Here is a 16,252-nt window from a genome sequence, read left to right on the forward strand (position 1 = left end):
GGCAGCGGGTCCGCCTCGGCGGACCGGAGGAGGGAGACAGCATGACCCGCACGTTCGTCCGTACGCAGGTCGCCGTCCAGAAGGCGTTCGAGCGCCGCGCGCTCGCCCGCGGCGAGGCCGGTCAGGGCACGCTCGAGTTCCTGGGCATCGCCATGATCGCCGTGGTGCTCGTGGGTGCCATCGTCTGGGCCGTCAACCAGTTCAATCTGGCGTCCAAGGTCCAGGAGCAGCTCAACCAGATCGGGACCCCGCAGGGCGGCTGATGAGTCATGCACCGGATCGGGTCCGCGGCGGTGACACGGGTCGCCGCCGCGGACTGCTGCGCGGCGACGACGGGCTCGCGACGAGCTCCGTCGTCGTCGTCGTGTTCGCGTGCGTGGTCGCGGTGCTCCTCATGGCAACCATCCCCTTGCTGCGCGGGACCGAGCAGGCAGGGCGGACGCAGACCGCCGCGGACGCGGCGGCGCTGGCTGGTGCGCAGGCGATCCGTGAGAGCGCCCTCGGCATGCTGATCGCCCCGCCCGCGGGGTGGCTGCCGGGTGACGAGCACGGGGGTCGGGAAGCGACCTGGCCGTTCCCCGGCCTCGAGCTGTGGGCGCTGTCCGGTTACCCGGAGGCGGCAGAGTACGCCGCGAAGAACGGCGCGCGGGTACCGGCGGAGTGGTACCGCTACGACCTGGGCTCGCGCACGGTGAGCGTCCGGGCGCGCCTGACCGAGACGGCACCCGGTGGGGGGCGCACCGAGTCGACCGCCGAGGCGCGGCTCGGTGACGTCGCGCTGCACACCTGCCGGCTCGAGGCGGGCCGCTCGGCGGAACAGGTGGAGGTCGAGCCCTCGCCGACCCCCACCCCGCCGCCTGCCGAGCCCGACCCCGGCGCCGACCCGGAGGTGCCGCCGGAGCCCGAGCCCGAGCCGGAGCCGGAGCCGGAGCTCGAGTGGCGCTACGGGCCGTGGGAGTACACCTTCTCCTGCGCCGGCATCGACCCGGTCCGGGGGACGAGCCTGGGCAGCGTCCTCGACCGGGGGCGTGATCGGGTCGAGGAGGCGTTGGCGCCCCGACTCGTAGGGTGACCTCACCGCCGTCGGGTGGAGCACCCGGCGGGCCGGACCGCATCGACAGGCCGCGACGGCGGCCAGAGGGGACGAGTGCTCGTGACGAGACGGACGCGCACGACCAGGAACGGGCCGGCCCTGGGGCGCGGAGCAACCGTGGCCGCGGCGCTGGCGGTGCTGGCGCTCGTCGCAGGCTGCACCGGCGACGCGGGCCCTTCGCCGGAGGCGAACCCGGGACCGGCCGCTGTCGAGGAGCCGGCGAGCCCGTCCGCCGAGGCGGTCGTGGAGCGGGTTCCGCTCGTCGTGGGCGGCACGGAGATCACCGTCGAGGTGCACCCGCTCGTGCGGGCGGGTGAGCACGTGGTCCTCACCTACGACCTCGTCCAGGAGGGCACCGAGCGGGTGCGCCTGGGGACGAGGTTCGGGGGGAACCTGGAGGGCGACTACGTCCGGCTCGCAGACGTGGAGGAGAAGCAGGTCTACCTGCAGGGTGTCGACGCCGCGGGGGAGGTCGTCGGTGAGCCGGGGACCGTCGACCACGTCCCCGTGGAAGGGCTGCGGGTCCAGCGAGTCTTCGCCGCACCCCCGGCGGGCACGGAGGCGCTGGGGCTGATGCTCCCGGGGGCCTACCTGGAGAGCGTCCCCGTGATCGACGCAGATGTGCCTGCGCCCGGCGCTCACGACGGTGCCAGCCCGGCCGCGGGCACGGGTCCCGACGCCGAGCCGCTCGACGTCGACGCGGTCGCCGACGCGCCGGTGCACGGGCTGGAGTCGTTCACCCGCGAGCTCGGTGGCGCGGTCGACGTGCTGGAGTCGACGGAGCAGGTGCAGATCAGCCTGGGCGGTGACGTCCTGTTCGCCTCGAGCTCGTTCGACCTGACGCCGGAGGCGGTGGCGGTCGTCGACGCCGCAGCGGCGCACCTGTCCAGCCGGGAACCGGGCGTGGTCGACGTGGTCGGCCACACCGACGACGTGGGGGACGACGCCTCCAACCAGGTGCTCTCGGAGAACCGCGCGCGGGCGGTGGCCGACGCGCTGGCGCAGCGGATCGACACCTCCGCGTACGAGCTGCGGCCCTCGGGACGGGGCGAGGCCGAGCCGCTGGTGCCCAACAGCAACGACGAGAACCGCGCGACCAACCGCCGGGTGGTGCTGACGCTGACGTCGCAAATCACGACGCAGACCCAGGTGGAGGCCACGGGCGAGCTGCCGGAGTTCGACGGCCCCGTGGCCACCGGCGAGGAGGGTGTGCTGGAGGAGGGCGCGCGCACCTGGCGCTACACGGCGCCGGCGGTCCAGCGGGTCGGCGACTCTCTGCTGGTCACCCTGGAGGTGACCGCGGAGGACGACGAGGTCGACTCGGGGATCCAGCCGGGCGCCCTCAGCGGCTTCTGGTCCTACCGGGGCGAGGGCAGCGTCGTGCCCCAGCACGTGCTGGGCCTGACGCTCATGTCCGGCTCGACCGCCGTGTACCCGTACGACTACCACGTGGGGTCCGACAGCCGTGGCAAGGAGCTGTGGCACACGCTCGGCGAGCTGAGCACGCTCCAGCGTGTCGACGGCGGCGAGACGATCCGGTTTGTCGCCCTCTACCCGAGCATCGGTGACGTCGACACGGTGACGCTCCAGCTGAACAAGGCGCTCGGTGCCCGTCCGTTCCGGCTCACCGACATCCCTGTCACCGACTGACCGTGCACCAGAGGACGGAGAGCACGGGCTGGAGGGTGCGCCGAGCCGCGGACCGCGAGAACGGCCGGGCACGCTCGAGCGCCTTCCGGGCCTGGGCCCGGGAACGGGACCATGGGCCCACCGCGACGGCGCGCGACCGGCTTCCCTAGGAGCAGAGCACGAGCAGGACGACCGGGCATGACATGGCACGAGCCCAGGACTGGGGGCGTACGACGATGATGCGAGGCTGGAGCCGCGACAGCGAGCGCGGTGCGGGCACGCTGGAGAACCTCGGGATCGCGTCGATCGCCGTGCTCCTGGTCGGTGCTGTCGTCCTCGGTATCACCGTGTTCCCAGGCCGCGTCTCGACGGTGTTCTGCCAGCTCGCCCAGCTGGTCGGCGGTGGCAGCGCCGCCTCCTGCGAGGAGACGGCGGGCACGGCCGCGCCGCCGACGCTGCCGACGGACGAGGACTTCCGGCCGCCGGCCTGCATGCTGTCGCAGACCAGCTCCCAGTACTCCGCCGCGGTCAAGGTCTGGTTCGTGCAGTTCGGTCAGGACTCCGGGTTCATCGTCCAGCAGTTCGCCGCCGAGGACGGCGGGGAAGACGGTCCTGTCCAGGTGACGCTGACCGACGGTGCGTCGATCGGTGCGAACGGCGCCGTCTCCAGCAGCACGTTCGACGCGGGCAAGCTGGGCAACGGGGACAACGCGGGGCTCGAGGTCAGTCTCGGTGCCGACCTGAAGTTCGCCTACGGGTCCACCTGGCAGTTCGACAACCCCCAGCAGTGGCAGGACATGGAGAGGCAGCTCAACGAGTACCTCGTGGAGCAGGAAGCGATGAAGCACAGCCCCTACTACGCCATCCAGTTCCTGTGGAAGGACCCCAAGCAGCCGCCGAAGGACCCGTCGATCTCGATGTCCAGCGTCGGGCTCGAGCTGGCGGCGTCGGCGGCGTTCGGGCTGAGGGAGCCGACGGGGGCGCTCGACGCCGACGGCAACCCCGAGTTCTTCGACCCGAACGTGGGCGTCGACGGCGAGATCAAGCTCGGGACGAACGTCATCCTGCAGACGGACCACGACAAGAAGGAACGCACCTGGACCTTCGAGCTCAAGGGCAGCGGCAGCGCGAGCGGCTCGTTCGTGGCCGGGGAGGCGCAGGCGCAGGGTGAGCTGACCGGTGCGATGAGCGTGACCCGCGGGGAGAACGGCGAGCTCACCCAGATCTCGTTGCAGCACATCCACGAGGGCGGCTTCTCCGGCTCGCTCGGCAACGACAGCTTCGACACCGTCTCCGGGGAGGCCGGGCACACCGAGACCTCCTCGTCGGTGGTGACCACCACGCTGGACGTCACGGACCAGAACCGCGCGACGGTCGAGGCCTGGCTCTCCAGCCGGCAGAGCCAGACGGCGGCCATGACCCTGCCGTTCTCTGCCATGATCCCGGACAAGCCCTCGGACGACCCGTTCGAGCAGCTGATGTACGAGCAGGCGAAGGTGAGCTCCATCAACTACCACAACGTGAAGGACGCCTGGGAGTTCGAGCTGGCGGTCAAGAAGGGCTGGGAGCTCGGGTTCAACATCGGCGGTGAGGAGGCGACCGCCACGGCGGTCGACGCCGAGTTCCTCGGGGCCCCGGGCACCGACGGCACGCGCTCCCTGCTTCCCGACGACATGTGCGTGGTGTCCCAGTGAGCGCCCGGGGCGTGCGACGGGACCTGGGCGGCGTGAGCGTCGGCGAGCTGGCGCGAGGGCTGGTGGTGAGCCTCGTCGGGTACTACGGGGCGGGCCTGCTGGCGAGCCTCCTCGTGGGGTCGGTGATCCGCGGGGTGGCCGACGTCGAGGCGAACGCCTGGGTGCTGTGGGCACCGGTGCTCCTGCCCGCCGTGGTGGGGCCTGCTGCCGCGGTGCTGGCGCTGCCGGTGCGTGAGCCCACCCCGCGGTGGGCGTGGCTGGTCGCGGCGCTCGCGGTACCGGTGGTGGGCGCGGTGGTGACGACGGTGCGCGGTGCCGGTGCGGGAGCGGCAGTCGGCCCCCTGGCCGGCGGCATGATGGTCCACGTGCTCGTCGCGGCGCTCGCCGCGGTGGGGGTGGCTACGCTGATGCGCCGTCGGGCGCGGTCCGCGACGGGCCGGCCTGCTCCGGTCGACTACCTGGGAGGGAACCGATGAGGGGTGCACGTGCACGGTTGGCCGGACGGGCGGGCGTCCTCGCCCTGCTGTCGGCGACGCTGCTGGGGGCGTGCACCTCGGGCGGTGCGCCGGAGGGCTACGACCGGGTCGAGGACGGCTGGCTCCGGGTCGACGTCCCGGAGGGCTGGACCGACACGGGTGCGCTCAACGACCGGTGGTCGCGCAGCTGGCAGGACGCGGAGGGGGAGCAGGGCGCGGTCCAGCTCGCCGCCGTCCCCGCCTGGGGCACCGCCGGCTCTGACGCGGCCAGCGGCCAGCTGGTGGCGGAGGCGCAGGTCGGCGGCTACCCGGGGTTCCAGGTCGAGAACCAGGACTGGCCCGATCTCGAGGCCGACACGCAGCGCTGGCGCATCGACTTCACGTACGAGTCCGAGGACGGCGAGCCGCTCCAGGGCGTCTGGTGGGTCGCGTCGGACAAGGAGACCTCGAAGACGGTGGCGGTGCAGCTCACCGGCGAGCACCTCGACGAGGAGGTCGTGACCGCGATCGGTGAGAGCATCGCGGTGATCGACACCGATGCCACGCCGAGCGGTCAGCCGTCCGCGCAGGCGGGCTGACAGGCACCGTCTCCGAGTCGCGCCGCTGCTGGCGCAGGTCGCCCCGTGCAGGTACGGGCCGGCACGTGACGGCGGGCAGGGGGCCGGCGAGTGTGGAGGTCTTGTCCACATGGTGGGCGTATCGGCACCGGGCGGTTAGGCGAGCCTCACAGCGCCGTAGAATCGGGGGTCGAGCACCAGCGAACGTGGGCCGCGCTCGGTGAACGAGCCGGCCACCCCGAACGGAAGGTCTCTTCCGCTGTGACCAGCACCCGACCGCTGCGCGTCGCCATCGTCGGCGCCGGCCCCGCCGGCATCTACGCCGCGGACATCCTGTCCAAGACCGACCTGGACGTGTCGATCGACCTGTTCGAGCGTCTGCCCGCGCCGTTCGGGCTGGTGCGCTACGGCGTCGCCCCCGACCACCCGCGGATCAAGCAGATCATCGTGGCGCTGCACAAGGTGCTCTCGCGCGGTGACGTGCGCCTGATCGCGAACGTGGACTACGGCGTCGACCTCAAGCTCGAGGAGATGCGCCAGTTCTACGACGCCGTGATCTTCTCGACCGGCTCGATCAAGGACGCCCCGCTGCCCCTGCCGGGCGTGGACCTGCCCGGCTCGTACGGTGCGGCCGACTTCGTCTCCTGGTACGACGGGCACCCCGACGTGCCGCGCACCTGGCCGCTGGAGGCCAAGGAGGTCGCGGTGCTCGGCGCGGGCAACGTCGCGCTGGACGTCGCGCGCGTGCTCGCCAAGCACGCCGACGACCTGCTGCCCACGGAGATCCCGGCCAACGTCTACGAGGGGCTCAAGGCCTCGCCGGTCACGGACGTGCACGTCTTCGCGCGGCGCGGTCCGGCGCAGGCCAAGTTCTCGCCGCTCGAGCTGCGGGAGCTGGGGCACGTGCCCGACGTCGACATCGTGGTGTACCCGGAGGACTTCGACTTCGACGAGGGCTCGATGGCCGCGATCGAGAAGTCGAACCAGACGAAGCAGGTCGTCAAGACTCTCACCGACTGGACGCTGGTGGACCCGTCCACGCAGAAGGCGTCGCGCCGCATCCACCTGCACTTCCTCCACGCTCCCGCGGCGATCCTCGGCGACGGCAAGGTCGAGGCGCTGCGCACCGAGCGCACCGCGCTGCAGGGCGACGGCACCGTCAAGGGCACGGGCGAGTTCCACGAGTGGCCGGTCCAGGCCGTCTACCGCGCCGTCGGCTACTTCGGCTCCCCGCTGCCGGAGATCCCGTTCGACGAGGCCAAGGGCGTCATCTCCAACCGGGAGGGCCGCGTGGTCGACATCGACGGCGAGCACCTGCCCGGCGTGTACACCACCGGGTGGATCAAGCGCGGCCCCGTCGGCCTCATCGGGCACACGAAGTCCGACGCGTCCGAGACGGTCCGGCACCTGGTGGAGGACGTGACGGGCGTGGGCGACGGCGGCGACGTCGCGGCGGGGGACCTGGCCGGCGGGCGCACGGCCCCGCAGGCCGACCCCGCCGCGGTGCTCGAGTTCCTCGCCGAGCGTGGCGTCGAGTACGTCGAGTGGGCCGACTTCGAGCTGCTCGACGCCCACGAGCGCACGCTGGGCGAGCCGCACGGCCGTGAGCGCATCAAGGTGGTGCCGCGCGAGGACATGATCGCGATCGCCAAGGGCCGCTACCAGGGCTGAGCCTGCCGGCTACCCGCCGCCCGGCGTCCGGTGCCGACGACGCACGCCAGGGGCCCGACGACGCAGCAGCCGTCGTCGGGCCCCTCGCCCGTGCCGCACCCTGGCGCGGCACGGGTGCCTGGGCGGGGCGCGGCACGGGTGCCTGGGTGGTGCGGCCCGGCGAGGAGCTGCCGACGTGACGTGCCGCAGCGGGAACCGTCCTGGTCCGCCCGGCGTTGACCGTCCGTGAGGCCCCGCCGGGGCCGTGTGCAGGACGGTACGGAAGGAGTCCCATGGGGCACCGGCACTTCAACGGTCTCAAGACCGCCGCGCTGTTCGGCGTCATGTGGGCGGTGGTGCTCGGCCTCGGTTGGGCCGTGGGCGGCGGGACCTCGCGGTTCCTGTGGCTGTTCACGCTCATCGGTCTGGTCATGACGTTCGTCGGGTACTGGAACTCCGACAAGATCGCCATCAAGGCCATGCACGCCTACCCGGTGACCGAGCTCGAGGCCCCGGAGATGTACCGGATCGTCCGGGAGCTGTCCACGGTGGCCCGCCAGCCGATGCCGCGCCTGTACATCTCGCCCACGCGTGCGCCGAACGCGTTCGCCACGGGGCGCAACCCCAAGAACGCGGCCGTGTGCTGCACCGAGGGGATCCTCGCGATCCTCGACGAGCGTGAGCTGCGCGGGGTGCTGGGCCACGAGCTGATGCACGTGTACAACCGCGACATCCTCACGTCCTCGGTGGCCTCGGCCCTGGCGGGCGTCATCACGTCTCTGGCGCAGTTCCTGATGTTCTTCGGCGGGGGAGACCGCCGTCAGGGCGGCAACCCGCTCGCCGCCCTGGCGATGGTGATCCTGGCGCCGATCGCGGCGACGCTGATCCAGCTCGCCATCTCCCGTACGCGCGAGTACGACGCCGACGAGGACGGGGCGAAGCTGACCGGGGACCCGCTGGCTCTGGCGTCCGCGCTGCGCAAGCTCGAGCAGGGCACCTCGGCCGCCCCGCTGCCGCAGACCCGTGAGCTGGAGAACGTCTCGCACCTCATGCTGGCCAACCCGTTCCGCGGGGCGGGCCTGGCCCGGCTGTTCGCCACGCACCCGCCGATGAGCGAGCGCATCAAGCGGCTGGAGGCCATGGCCGGTGGCGGTCAGGGCTTCGGGTACGGCGGCATCACCCGTTACTGAGCCGGCTGCCGGGGCGGCCGGCTCCCGGGCGCTCAGCGCGGCGCTGCCAGGGCCTCCTCGAGCGCCGCGGCGACGCCGTCCTCGTCGTTGCCCCCGACGACGCCGTCCGCGCACGCCTTGACGTCCGGGTGCGCGCCGGCCACGGCCAGGCCGCGGCCCGCCCACCGCAGCATGGGGACGTCGTTGGGCATGTCGCCGAACGCCCAGACGTCGGCGGCGTCGATGCCCAGCCGGGCGCACCAGCGCGCCAGGGCGGCGTCCTTGGTGACCTGCGGTGCCAACAGCTCGGCGAGCCCGGCCGCGCCGGAGTAGGCGAGGTGCGCCCGGCGCCCGACGACGCCACGTACGCGGTCGAAGAACACGTCCTGGGCCTGGTCCCCGGCCAGCGGCGTCACGGCCGGGCCGTCAGCCGGCTGCCCGGGCCGGGCCTGCTCGGGCTCGTCCTGGCCGGCCCGGGCGAGGATCTTGGCCACGGGCTGGGCTCCCGCCCCGAGCGTCGTCTCGACCGTGGCGCGCCACGCGGGGTCGTCGAGGTCGCCGGGGGCCGAGGTGAACCCGGGGTCGAACACCGGGCCGTCCACCCGCTCGAACGCCAGGCGTACGCCCGGCACCGCGTCGCGCAGGTCTGCCACGAGCCGCAGGGCCTCGTCGTCGTCGAACCCCTGGACCTCGTGCGGGCGGCAGCCCTCCAGGTCCCACACGGCTGCGCCGCCGAGACAGATGACACGGCCGTGCCGGCCGACGACGCCGGCGAGCACGTCGAGCCAGCGGGGTGGGCGGGCCGTCACGAACACCACCTCGACCCCGGCGTCCTCGACCGCCGCCAGCACGCGGCGGGTGCGGTCGGAGACGGTGCCGTCGGAGCGCAGGAGCGTGCCGTCGAGGTCGGTGGCGACCAGGCGGGGGAGCGCGGCGCCCCGGCCCGCGGCCGCGGGGCCGCTCGGCCGGGGCTGGGGGTGTCGGGGTGCGCTGGACATCGTGGGGCCTCGCCGTTCCTGGAGGTGGGCTGGCGGCTGTGCCGTGCGGGGAGTCTACCGACGGCACCGGGCGAGACCTCGGGCTGCTATCCCTCAGCCTCCTCGGCCTCGTCTGCCTCCTCGTCGAGGGCGGCGGCAGAGGCGCAGAGCGTCGAGTCGGCCACCTCCGGGCGGTACTGGCAGCCGTTGCGCGCGTACGTCTCCGGGTCGACGTAGGCGAGCAGGTCGGGGTGGTCCGCCGCCACCGCGGCGAACTCGTCCAGCGTGGTGCAGGCGTCGAACACGGGGAACAGCGCCTCGTGCGTGTCGCTCACACCCTCGAGCTTGGTGGCGTCCTCGAACGCCTTGACGCACCCTGCCGAGGCCCCCGAGGAGGCTGCGGCGTCGCCGCCCGCGCACCCTCCGAGGAGGAGCGTCGTCGCGGCAGCCAGGATCACGAAACCTCTCTGTCTCATGAGGCTTTAACGTAGCGGTAACACGACGCTGGCCAGCAACGCTGCCGGTGAGCCCGGGAGCGTCCGGCACGGGCAGGAACCGCGCTATCGCAACGCCGCGCGCCGCCCGCCGGGTGACGCTCCGGGCCCCACGTGCCGAGCGTCACACCTGACAGCCCCTCATGACGTGCGCGCGCCGAGAGGTGCCACCTCACCGCAGGCCCTGCGTCAGCAGGTGCTCCATCGATGCGGTGTCGCAGGACTCGACGGCGGCCTGCGCGGCGCTGACCCATCTGCCCTGCTCTGCGGGGGTGAGCGCGAACAGGTGGTCGAGGAGGGGCCGGGGCACCTGGCCGTCCCGGAGCCGTTCCGCGGCCGCGCGGAGCTCCGTGTCGACCGTCGGCTCGCCGGGCCGGACCGATCGCGCCCACGCCTCCCACCAGAGCCGTCCGGTCCGCTCGACGACGGCCACGTCCTCCGAGAGCACAGACCTCCCGGTGCCTCCCGGCAGCGCGTCCCAGCAGTCGTCCGGCACGGTGGGGAACGCCGCGAGGGCCAGCAGGCCGTGCCCCTGCTCCTGCGGAGGGCGCCGGGCGGGGACCGCGTCCATCGGCCGCTCCCCGGACGCCCGATCGGGCCGCTGGCTGATGCTGTGCGGCAGCTCGACCCCGGTGCGTCGCTCCACGGCCGAGAACAGGGCGTCCGCCTCGGCGATCGCCGCGGGCGCTGCTGCCGCCTCCTCGGGGAAGTAGCAGTACCGGATGCTCGTCTGCACGCCGTCCCGGCAGTGGAGCGCCTCGTCCCGCACCACGTGCGGCGAGTGGCCCAGGGGGAGCGCGACGGCCACGGCTCCCGCGAGGCCGCAGACCACCGCGCCGCCGGCGCCGACGATCTCGCCGAGCGGGGGCCGCGGCCTCGTCGCACCGCGCGCACCGAGGTGTCCCGCCACGGCGAGCGACGTCGCGCACAGGGCGTTGGCGGCGTAGACGCGCGGGTCCGTGGTGGTGTCCACCCCGCAGCACCAGGTCATGGACACGAGGTGGCGTGGCCACGGGGTCTCCATCACGGGGGCGAACGCCAGCGGGACGAACCACATCACGGGTGCCACCACGACGGCGAACGCCGGCGGCAGGCGCAGCCCCACTGCGAGACCCGTGGTGGCCGCAGCGACGACGAAGAGCAGGAGGGTGACGTAGGGCCGGGGCTCGACGCGGCCCACCGACCCGAGGGTGGCGGCCGTGAGGGCGGTGGCCGCCCCGGCTCCGACCGCCCCCACCACCAGGGCGGGCCACAGGGCGTCGAGGAGCCGCGCGGCGGCCGGGCGGGCAGCCGTCCGCTCCGCCCACCTCGCGGCGCGCCACTGCGCTCCTGCGAGGGCGGCGACCACGGTGACCGCCAGGACGATCCACACCGTGTGCCCGGCAGCCTGGATGGCCACGCGGTCGGCACGTGCATACCCGAGGGCGTCGTGAGTCAGCTGCTGGTCGAGGACGATCCAGGCCAGGAGGACCAGCAGCACCCAGGTGGCCCCGGACGTCCTCCATCGCGCCGACGGTCTCACGGGTCCCCCGCATCGGCCACGAGGGCGAGGTGGGCGCTCTCGGCCCGCCCCGGCCGCCCGTCGCGCCCGTGCTCCAGGAGCTGCGCGACGCTCCCCGCGTACCGGACCTGGCCGCCGGCCACGACCACCACCTGGTCGTACAGCTCGTCGAGGTCGTCCACCTGGTGCGTCGAGACGAGCATGGCGGGGTCGCCGGGGAGGTTCTTCAGGACGTCGCGGAACCGCGCCCGCTGTGCCGGGTCGAGGCCGGCCGTCGGCTCGTCGAGAAGGAGCAGGCGGGGGCCGTGGACCAGCGCCTCGGCGAGCCCGACGCGGCGCAGCTGCTCGTCGGACAGAGCCGAGGCGGGACGCCCGGCGTCAGCCGAGAGGCCGACGTCGTGCAGGGTCGTCACGGCCCGCTCCCACGCTTCGGCCCGCTCCATGCCGCGCAGCCAGCCCGCGTAGGCCACCTGCTCGCGGGCGGTGAGCCCGGGAGCAGGGCGCACCTCCTGCGGCATCCAGCCGGTCACCGCAGCCCGTCGTGCCAGCGTCCGGTGCCGCGGTGGCCGCGGTGGCCAGCGGCGCCGCGGGGCGCTCGGCAGGTCGCCGTCGAGCCTCACCTGGCCGGCGTCGGGAACGAGCTCTCCGGCCGCCAGCCGAAGGAGCGTGCTCTTGCCCGCACCGTCGGGCCCGAGCAGCACGGTCCGGCCGGCGTGGAACGTCCAGGTGACGTCGGTGAGGGCCGGGCGCGACCTCTTCCCGTAGGAGTACGACACGCCCTCGAACGACAACCTGTGTGACACCGCGTGGAGTCCCCTCGCCGAGCGCTGCGGTCCGGCACGACACCCGTGCTGACCGGGGGCTCGCCGGCTGACGCGCGGAACGCTACCCGCGGTGCGCAGCCCCGGCGCCCGGGATGACCGGGTTTGTCGCACTCCCGCCACGCGATGGCGCGCAGCCGCCTCCGAGGTCTGTCGACCGGCACGGCCGAGGGCCGGTGCCAGGCGTCTCGGCCTGGCACCGGCCCTCGGCCGTGCGGATGGTCCTCTGTGCGCGTGGTCCCCCGTGGGGCCGGCGTCAGCGGTAGTTGGTGAACTGGAGCGCGACGTCGAGGTCGGCGCCCTTGAGGAGGGCGATGACGGCCTGGAGGTCGTCGCGCGACTTGCTGGTCACGCGCACCTCGTCGCCGGTGATCTGCGTCTTGACGCCCTTGGGGCCCTCGTCCCGGATGATCTTGGTGATCTTCTTGGCGTTCTCGCTGCTCAGCCCCTCCTTGAGGGACGCGGCCAGGCGGTACTCCTTGCCCGAGGGCTTGGGCTCCTTGTCCCCGGTGTCCAGGGCCTTGAGGGAGATGCCGCGCTTGATGAGCTTGGTCTCCAGCACGTCCAGGACGGCGAGCACGCGCTCGGCCGAGTTGGCGACCATGAGGATGTCCTCGCCGCTCCAGGCGACGGAGGCGCCGACGTTGCGGAAGTCGTAGCGCTGCGCGATCTCCTTGGCGGCCTGGTTGAGGGCGTTGTCGACCTCCTGGCGGTCGACCTTGGACACGATGTCGAACGACGAGTCGGCCACGTCGGGGCTCCTTCGGCTCGGTGGTGGGGCTGCTGAGGGCAACCGTAGTCGGCGTGGGCTCAGCGTGCGGCGAGCCGGGTGGCCCGGGCCTGCCGTGCGCCGTCGACGGTGAGCAGCACGAGGGCGACCCACACGAGCCCGAAGCCCGCCCAGCGGGCGGCCGGCATGTGCTCGTGGAACACCAGCACGCCGAACGCGAACTGCAGGGCGGGGCCGAGGTACTGCAGCATCCCCACCACCGACAGGGGGAGTCGGCGGGCGGCGCCGCTGAACAGGAGCAGGGGCAGGCCGGTGATGATGCCGCTCGCCATGAGGAGCAGCACGTGGCCGGTGCCGTGGGCGGCGAACGTCGACTGCCCCTGGGCGGTGAGCCAGCCGAGGTAGGCGAGCGCGAGCGGGGCGGCCACGGTGGTCTCGACGGCGAGGCCGGGCAGGGCGCCGACCGTGCGGCCCACCCGGTTCTTCAGCAGGGAGTAGACGCCGAAGGAGCACGCCAGGGTCAGGGCGATCCACGGGAGCCCGCCCACGCCTGTGGAGATGACGACGACGGCGGCCGCGCCGAAGCCGATCGCCACCCACTGCACCGGCCGCAGGCGCTCGCGCAGCACGAGCACGCCGAGCAGCACCGTCAGGAGCGGGTTGATGAAGTAGCCGAGCGCGGCGTCGAGCACGCGGTCGGTGAGCACCCCGTAGACGTAGGTGGTCCAGTTGCACAGGATGAACAGCGAGGCGAGCGTCAGGACGCCGAGGGTGCGCGGCGTGCGCAGCACGCGCACGTAGTCGCGGAACGAGCGGGACGCCGCGAGCAGCACCACGCAGAACACCAGGCTCCACACGACGCGGTGCGCGATGATCTCCAGCGCCCCGGCCGGCTCCAGCAGGGGGAAGAACAGGGGCATGCCGCCCCAGATGAAGAAGGCGGCGACGCCGAGCAGCAGCCCCCAGCGGTCGGCTGCGGCCGGCGTCGTGCCGGGTCGGCCCGGCTGGTCGCCCGCGACGGGCCCGACGCCGTCGGGGGTGGTGGCGGCGGGGGACGACGGCGCGCCGGCGGACGCCGTCTCCGGCGCCGGGGTGGGGGAGGAGCTCACCGGCTCACTGTAGGCCGGGGCGACGGTGCGCGGGCTTCGCCGCGGCGGCCGATTTCGCTCCCGGGCGTCGGGGGCGATATGGTTGCTCCCGCCCCGCTGCGGTGGGGTGCACAACTCCACACCCGGCAGGTTGCCCGAGCGGCCAAAGGGAGCTGACTGTAAATCAGCCGCGTCATGCTTCGGGGGTTCGAATCCCTCACCTGCCACCTGTGAACGACCCAGGGCCCCGGATCTTCCGGGGCCCTGGGTCGTCTCATGCGCCGGGGCCGGCCTCGCCCGTCGACTCGCGCCACACGATGCGGTGCAGGGGCGCGGTGGCCGACGGCGGCTCCTCGCCGCGCAGCGTCGCGACGAGCTGGTGCATGGCACGGCGCCCCGCCTCGCGGAAGTCGACGTCCACGGTGGTGAGGCTGGGCGTGGTGTACGCGCCGAACTCGTAGTTGTCCCACCCGGTGAGCACGACGTCTCGGGGCGCGGACCAGCCGCGCTCGGCGGCGCCGCGCAGCACGCCCAGCGCCACCAGGTCGTTCCCCGCGACGACGACGAGGGGAGCGGCGTCGTCGGGCAGGCCGAGCACGGCCTGGCGGCCGGCCTCGGCGGACCACGACTCGCCGCCGAGCACCCCCAGCGACTCGACCCCGGAGCGCTCGACGGCGGCGAGGTAGACGTCGCGGCGGGCGCGGGCGGAGGCGTAGTGCTGAGAACCGGCGACATGGACGAACCGGCGGTGCCCGGCGGCGGCCAGGGTCGTGACGAACGTGGCGATCATGCTGGCGTCGGCCAGGTCGCCGACGGTCCGCATCTGGTCGTCGAACGCGGTCGCCGCGACCACCACCGGGCCGCTCGTCCCGTCGGACAGAGCCGTGGGCAGCACGGGCGCGACGGTGAGGATCCCCTCGTGCTGGCGGGCGGCGGCGAGCTCGAGGACGTGCTGGGTCCGGTCCTCGACGGTGCCGCCCACGCTGTGGGTCTCGGTGACGTACCCGGCTGCCTGGGCGACCTCTCCCGCCCCGGCGACCATCCGCAGGTGGTTGTCGATGGTGACGCCGGTGACGACGGCGAGCCTGCCGGAGCGGCGGGTGCGCATCGAGCGCGCGGCCAGGTTGGGCCGGTATCCGATCGACTCTGCGACGCGCTGCACGCGCTCGCGGGTGGCGGCCGAGATGGTGCCGCGGCCCGTGAGCGCGTAGGACACCGTGGTCTGCGACACGCCGGCGAGCCGGGCCACGTCGCGGCTGGTCGGCTGGGGGGGCGCGCTCATCCTTCTCCCTCGTGCTCTTGACAGGGGGACAGCCTCCCACAACCATAGTGATTCGTATCACGTGGTACGTATCACTAGCCCAATGGGGGGCAAGTGCCGAAGACCTCGAAGGGGAGGTGTTCATGTCCGTCGCCGAGCTGCAACGGCTGACGCGCCGGTCCTCACGGACCCGCGTCCCGCAGCACGCACCAGACAACAAGGCCGCGCTGGCGTTCCTCGGGCCGTGGGTCCTCGGCGCCGCGGCGCTCACCCTCGGCCCCGTCCTCGCCTCGCTCTACCTCGCGTTCACCGACTACAACCTGCTCCAGGACGCGAGCTGGGTGGGACTCGCCAACTTCGAGCGGATGCTCACCGACACCCGCCTGCACCAGGCGCTGCTGGTCACCTTCGTCTACGTCGCCGTCGGCGTCCCCGGCCAGCTCGTCGTCGCGCTGGGGCTCGCCCTGCTGCTCGACCGCGGGCTGCGCGGCCGGTCCTTCTACCGGTCGGCGTTCTACCTGCCGAGCCTGCTCGGGTCGTCGGTGGCCATCGCGGTGCTGTGGCGGCTCGTCTTCGGCGGGTCCGGCCTGGTCAACTCCAGCCTCGCCCTCGTGGGCGTGCACCACACCACCAGCTGGATCGGCAGCCCAGACACGGCGCTGGGCACCATCATCCTGCTGCACATCTGGACGTTCGGGTCACCCATGGTGATCTTCCTCGCCGGGCTGCGACAGATCCCCACCGAGCTCTACGAGGCCGCCGCCACCGACGGTGCCGGCGTGCTGCACAGGTTCCGGGCCATCACGCTGCCCCTGCTGACGCCCATCATCTTCTTCAACCTGGTGCTGGCGGTCATCAACGCGTTCTCGTCCTTCACACAGGCGTTCATCGTCTCCGGGGGCACCGGCGCCCCCGCCGACTCGCTGCTGTTCTACACGCTCTACCTCTACCAGGAGGGCTTCGGCTCGTTCCGGATGGGGTACGCCTCGGCGCTGGCCTGGTTGCTGGTGCTGATCATCGGCGTCATGACCGCCGTCAACTTCTGGCTCTCGAAGTACTGGGTGCACTATGACGACTGAGACCACGACCCCGACCCGCCCCCTGCCGCCACC

16 protein-coding genes and 1 tRNA gene are annotated in these 16,252 nt (G+C 73.2%); 10 read left to right on the forward strand and 7 right to left on the reverse strand.

The annotated features are described in order from the left end of the window. The first annotated feature begins 41 nt into the window (after positions 1 to 41). From DNL40_RS14730 to htpX, 8 genes are all read left to right on the forward strand, one after another. A complete protein-coding gene (locus DNL40_RS14730; protein ID WP_111252014.1) occupies positions 42 to 263 on the forward strand; it encodes a hypothetical protein in 222 nt (73 codons plus the stop codon). Then, entirely contained in the window at positions 263 to 1,072 is an 810-nt protein-coding gene (locus tag DNL40_RS16530; protein WP_179951095.1) for a hypothetical protein, read from the forward strand. Before DNL40_RS14730 ends, DNL40_RS16530 begins: the two co-directional genes overlap by 1 nt. 81 nt (positions 1,073 to 1,153) lie before the next feature. Then, on the forward strand, positions 1,154 to 2,743 hold the full coding sequence (locus DNL40_RS14745; protein WP_146252110.1) for an OmpA family protein: 1,590 nt from the start codon (positions 1,154 to 1,156) through the stop codon (positions 2,741 to 2,743). 182 nt (positions 2,744 to 2,925) lie between these two features. Then, entirely contained in the window at positions 2,926 to 4,416 is a 1,491-nt protein-coding gene (locus DNL40_RS14750; protein WP_146252111.1) for a hypothetical protein, read from the forward strand. 32 nt (positions 4,417 to 4,448) lie between these two features. Next, entirely contained in the window at positions 4,449 to 4,892 is a 444-nt protein-coding gene (locus tag DNL40_RS14755) for a hypothetical protein (protein WP_146252112.1), read from the forward strand. Beyond that, complete coding sequence (locus DNL40_RS14760) at positions 4,889 to 5,470, forward strand: hypothetical protein (protein ID WP_146252113.1); 582 nt, start codon at positions 4,889 to 4,891, stop codon at positions 5,468 to 5,470. Before DNL40_RS14755 ends, DNL40_RS14760 begins: the two co-directional genes overlap by 4 nt. A gap of 240 nt (positions 5,471 to 5,710) precedes the next feature. Continuing rightward, on the forward strand, positions 5,711 to 7,120 hold the full coding sequence (locus DNL40_RS14765) for an FAD-dependent oxidoreductase (protein ID WP_111252021.1): 1,410 nt from the start codon (positions 5,711 to 5,713) through the stop codon (positions 7,118 to 7,120). Between the two features lie 272 nt (positions 7,121 to 7,392). Then, entirely contained in the window at positions 7,393 to 8,289 is an 897-nt protein-coding gene (gene htpX / locus DNL40_RS14770; RefSeq protein WP_111252022.1) for a zinc metalloprotease HtpX, read from the forward strand. A 32-nt stretch (positions 8,290 to 8,321) separates the two neighbouring features. On the opposite strand, the gene DNL40_RS14775 is transcribed toward htpX, so the two are convergent. The 6 genes from DNL40_RS14775 to rarD form a co-directional block, all read right to left on the reverse strand. Next, positions 8,322 to 9,266: an HAD family hydrolase gene (locus tag DNL40_RS14775; protein WP_111252023.1), complete on the reverse strand. Its 945-nt coding sequence runs from the start codon at positions 9,264 to 9,266 to the stop codon at positions 8,322 to 8,324. Positions 9,267 to 9,352: 86 nt separating this feature from the next. Continuing rightward, positions 9,353 to 9,721, reverse strand: coding sequence for a hypothetical protein (locus DNL40_RS14780; protein ID WP_146252114.1), 369 nt, complete (start codon positions 9,719 to 9,721; stop codon positions 9,353 to 9,355). Between the two features lie 190 nt (positions 9,722 to 9,911). After that, positions 9,912 to 11,219, reverse strand: coding sequence for a hypothetical protein (locus tag DNL40_RS14785; protein ID WP_111252025.1), 1,308 nt, complete (start codon positions 11,217 to 11,219; stop codon positions 9,912 to 9,914). A gap of 38 nt (positions 11,220 to 11,257) precedes the next feature. Further along, entirely contained in the window at positions 11,258 to 12,184 is a 927-nt protein-coding gene (locus DNL40_RS14790) for an ATP-binding cassette domain-containing protein (RefSeq protein ID WP_425450789.1), read from the reverse strand. A 133-nt stretch (positions 12,185 to 12,317) separates the two neighbouring features. Continuing rightward, entirely contained in the window at positions 12,318 to 12,812 is a 495-nt protein-coding gene (locus tag DNL40_RS14795) for a YajQ family cyclic di-GMP-binding protein (RefSeq protein ID WP_111252027.1), read from the reverse strand. A gap of 59 nt (positions 12,813 to 12,871) precedes the next feature. Next, on the reverse strand, positions 12,872 to 13,900 hold the full coding sequence (rarD, locus tag DNL40_RS14800) for an EamA family transporter RarD (protein WP_111252028.1): 1,029 nt from the start codon (positions 13,898 to 13,900) through the stop codon (positions 12,872 to 12,874). Positions 13,901 to 14,024: 124 nt separating this feature from the next. Between rarD and DNL40_RS14805 the strand changes: the two genes are divergently transcribed. Beyond that, a tRNA-Tyr gene (locus tag DNL40_RS14805) sits at positions 14,025 to 14,106 on the forward strand. Positions 14,107 to 14,153: 47 nt separating this feature from the next. Here DNL40_RS14805 and DNL40_RS14810 read toward each other — a convergent pair. Next, the gene (locus tag DNL40_RS14810) at positions 14,154 to 15,161 is read right to left on the reverse strand and encodes a LacI family DNA-binding transcriptional regulator (protein WP_111252029.1); all 1,008 of its coding nucleotides are present in this window, start codon (positions 15,159 to 15,161) and stop codon (positions 14,154 to 14,156) included. Positions 15,162 to 15,283: 122 nt separating this feature from the next. Here DNL40_RS14810 and DNL40_RS14815 point away from each other — a divergent pair, with 122 nt between their 5' ends. Then, positions 15,284 to 16,219, forward strand: a complete 936-nt coding sequence (locus DNL40_RS14815; RefSeq protein WP_111252042.1) for a carbohydrate ABC transporter permease — start codon at positions 15,284 to 15,286, stop codon at positions 16,217 to 16,219. Positions 16,220 to 16,252: the final 33 nt, after the last annotated feature.

Origin of the sequence: Xylanimonas oleitrophica (assembly GCF_003244315.1) — a bacterium.
Taxonomy (GTDB): domain Bacteria; phylum Actinomycetota; class Actinomycetes; order Actinomycetales; family Cellulomonadaceae; genus Xylanimonas_A; species Xylanimonas_A oleitrophica.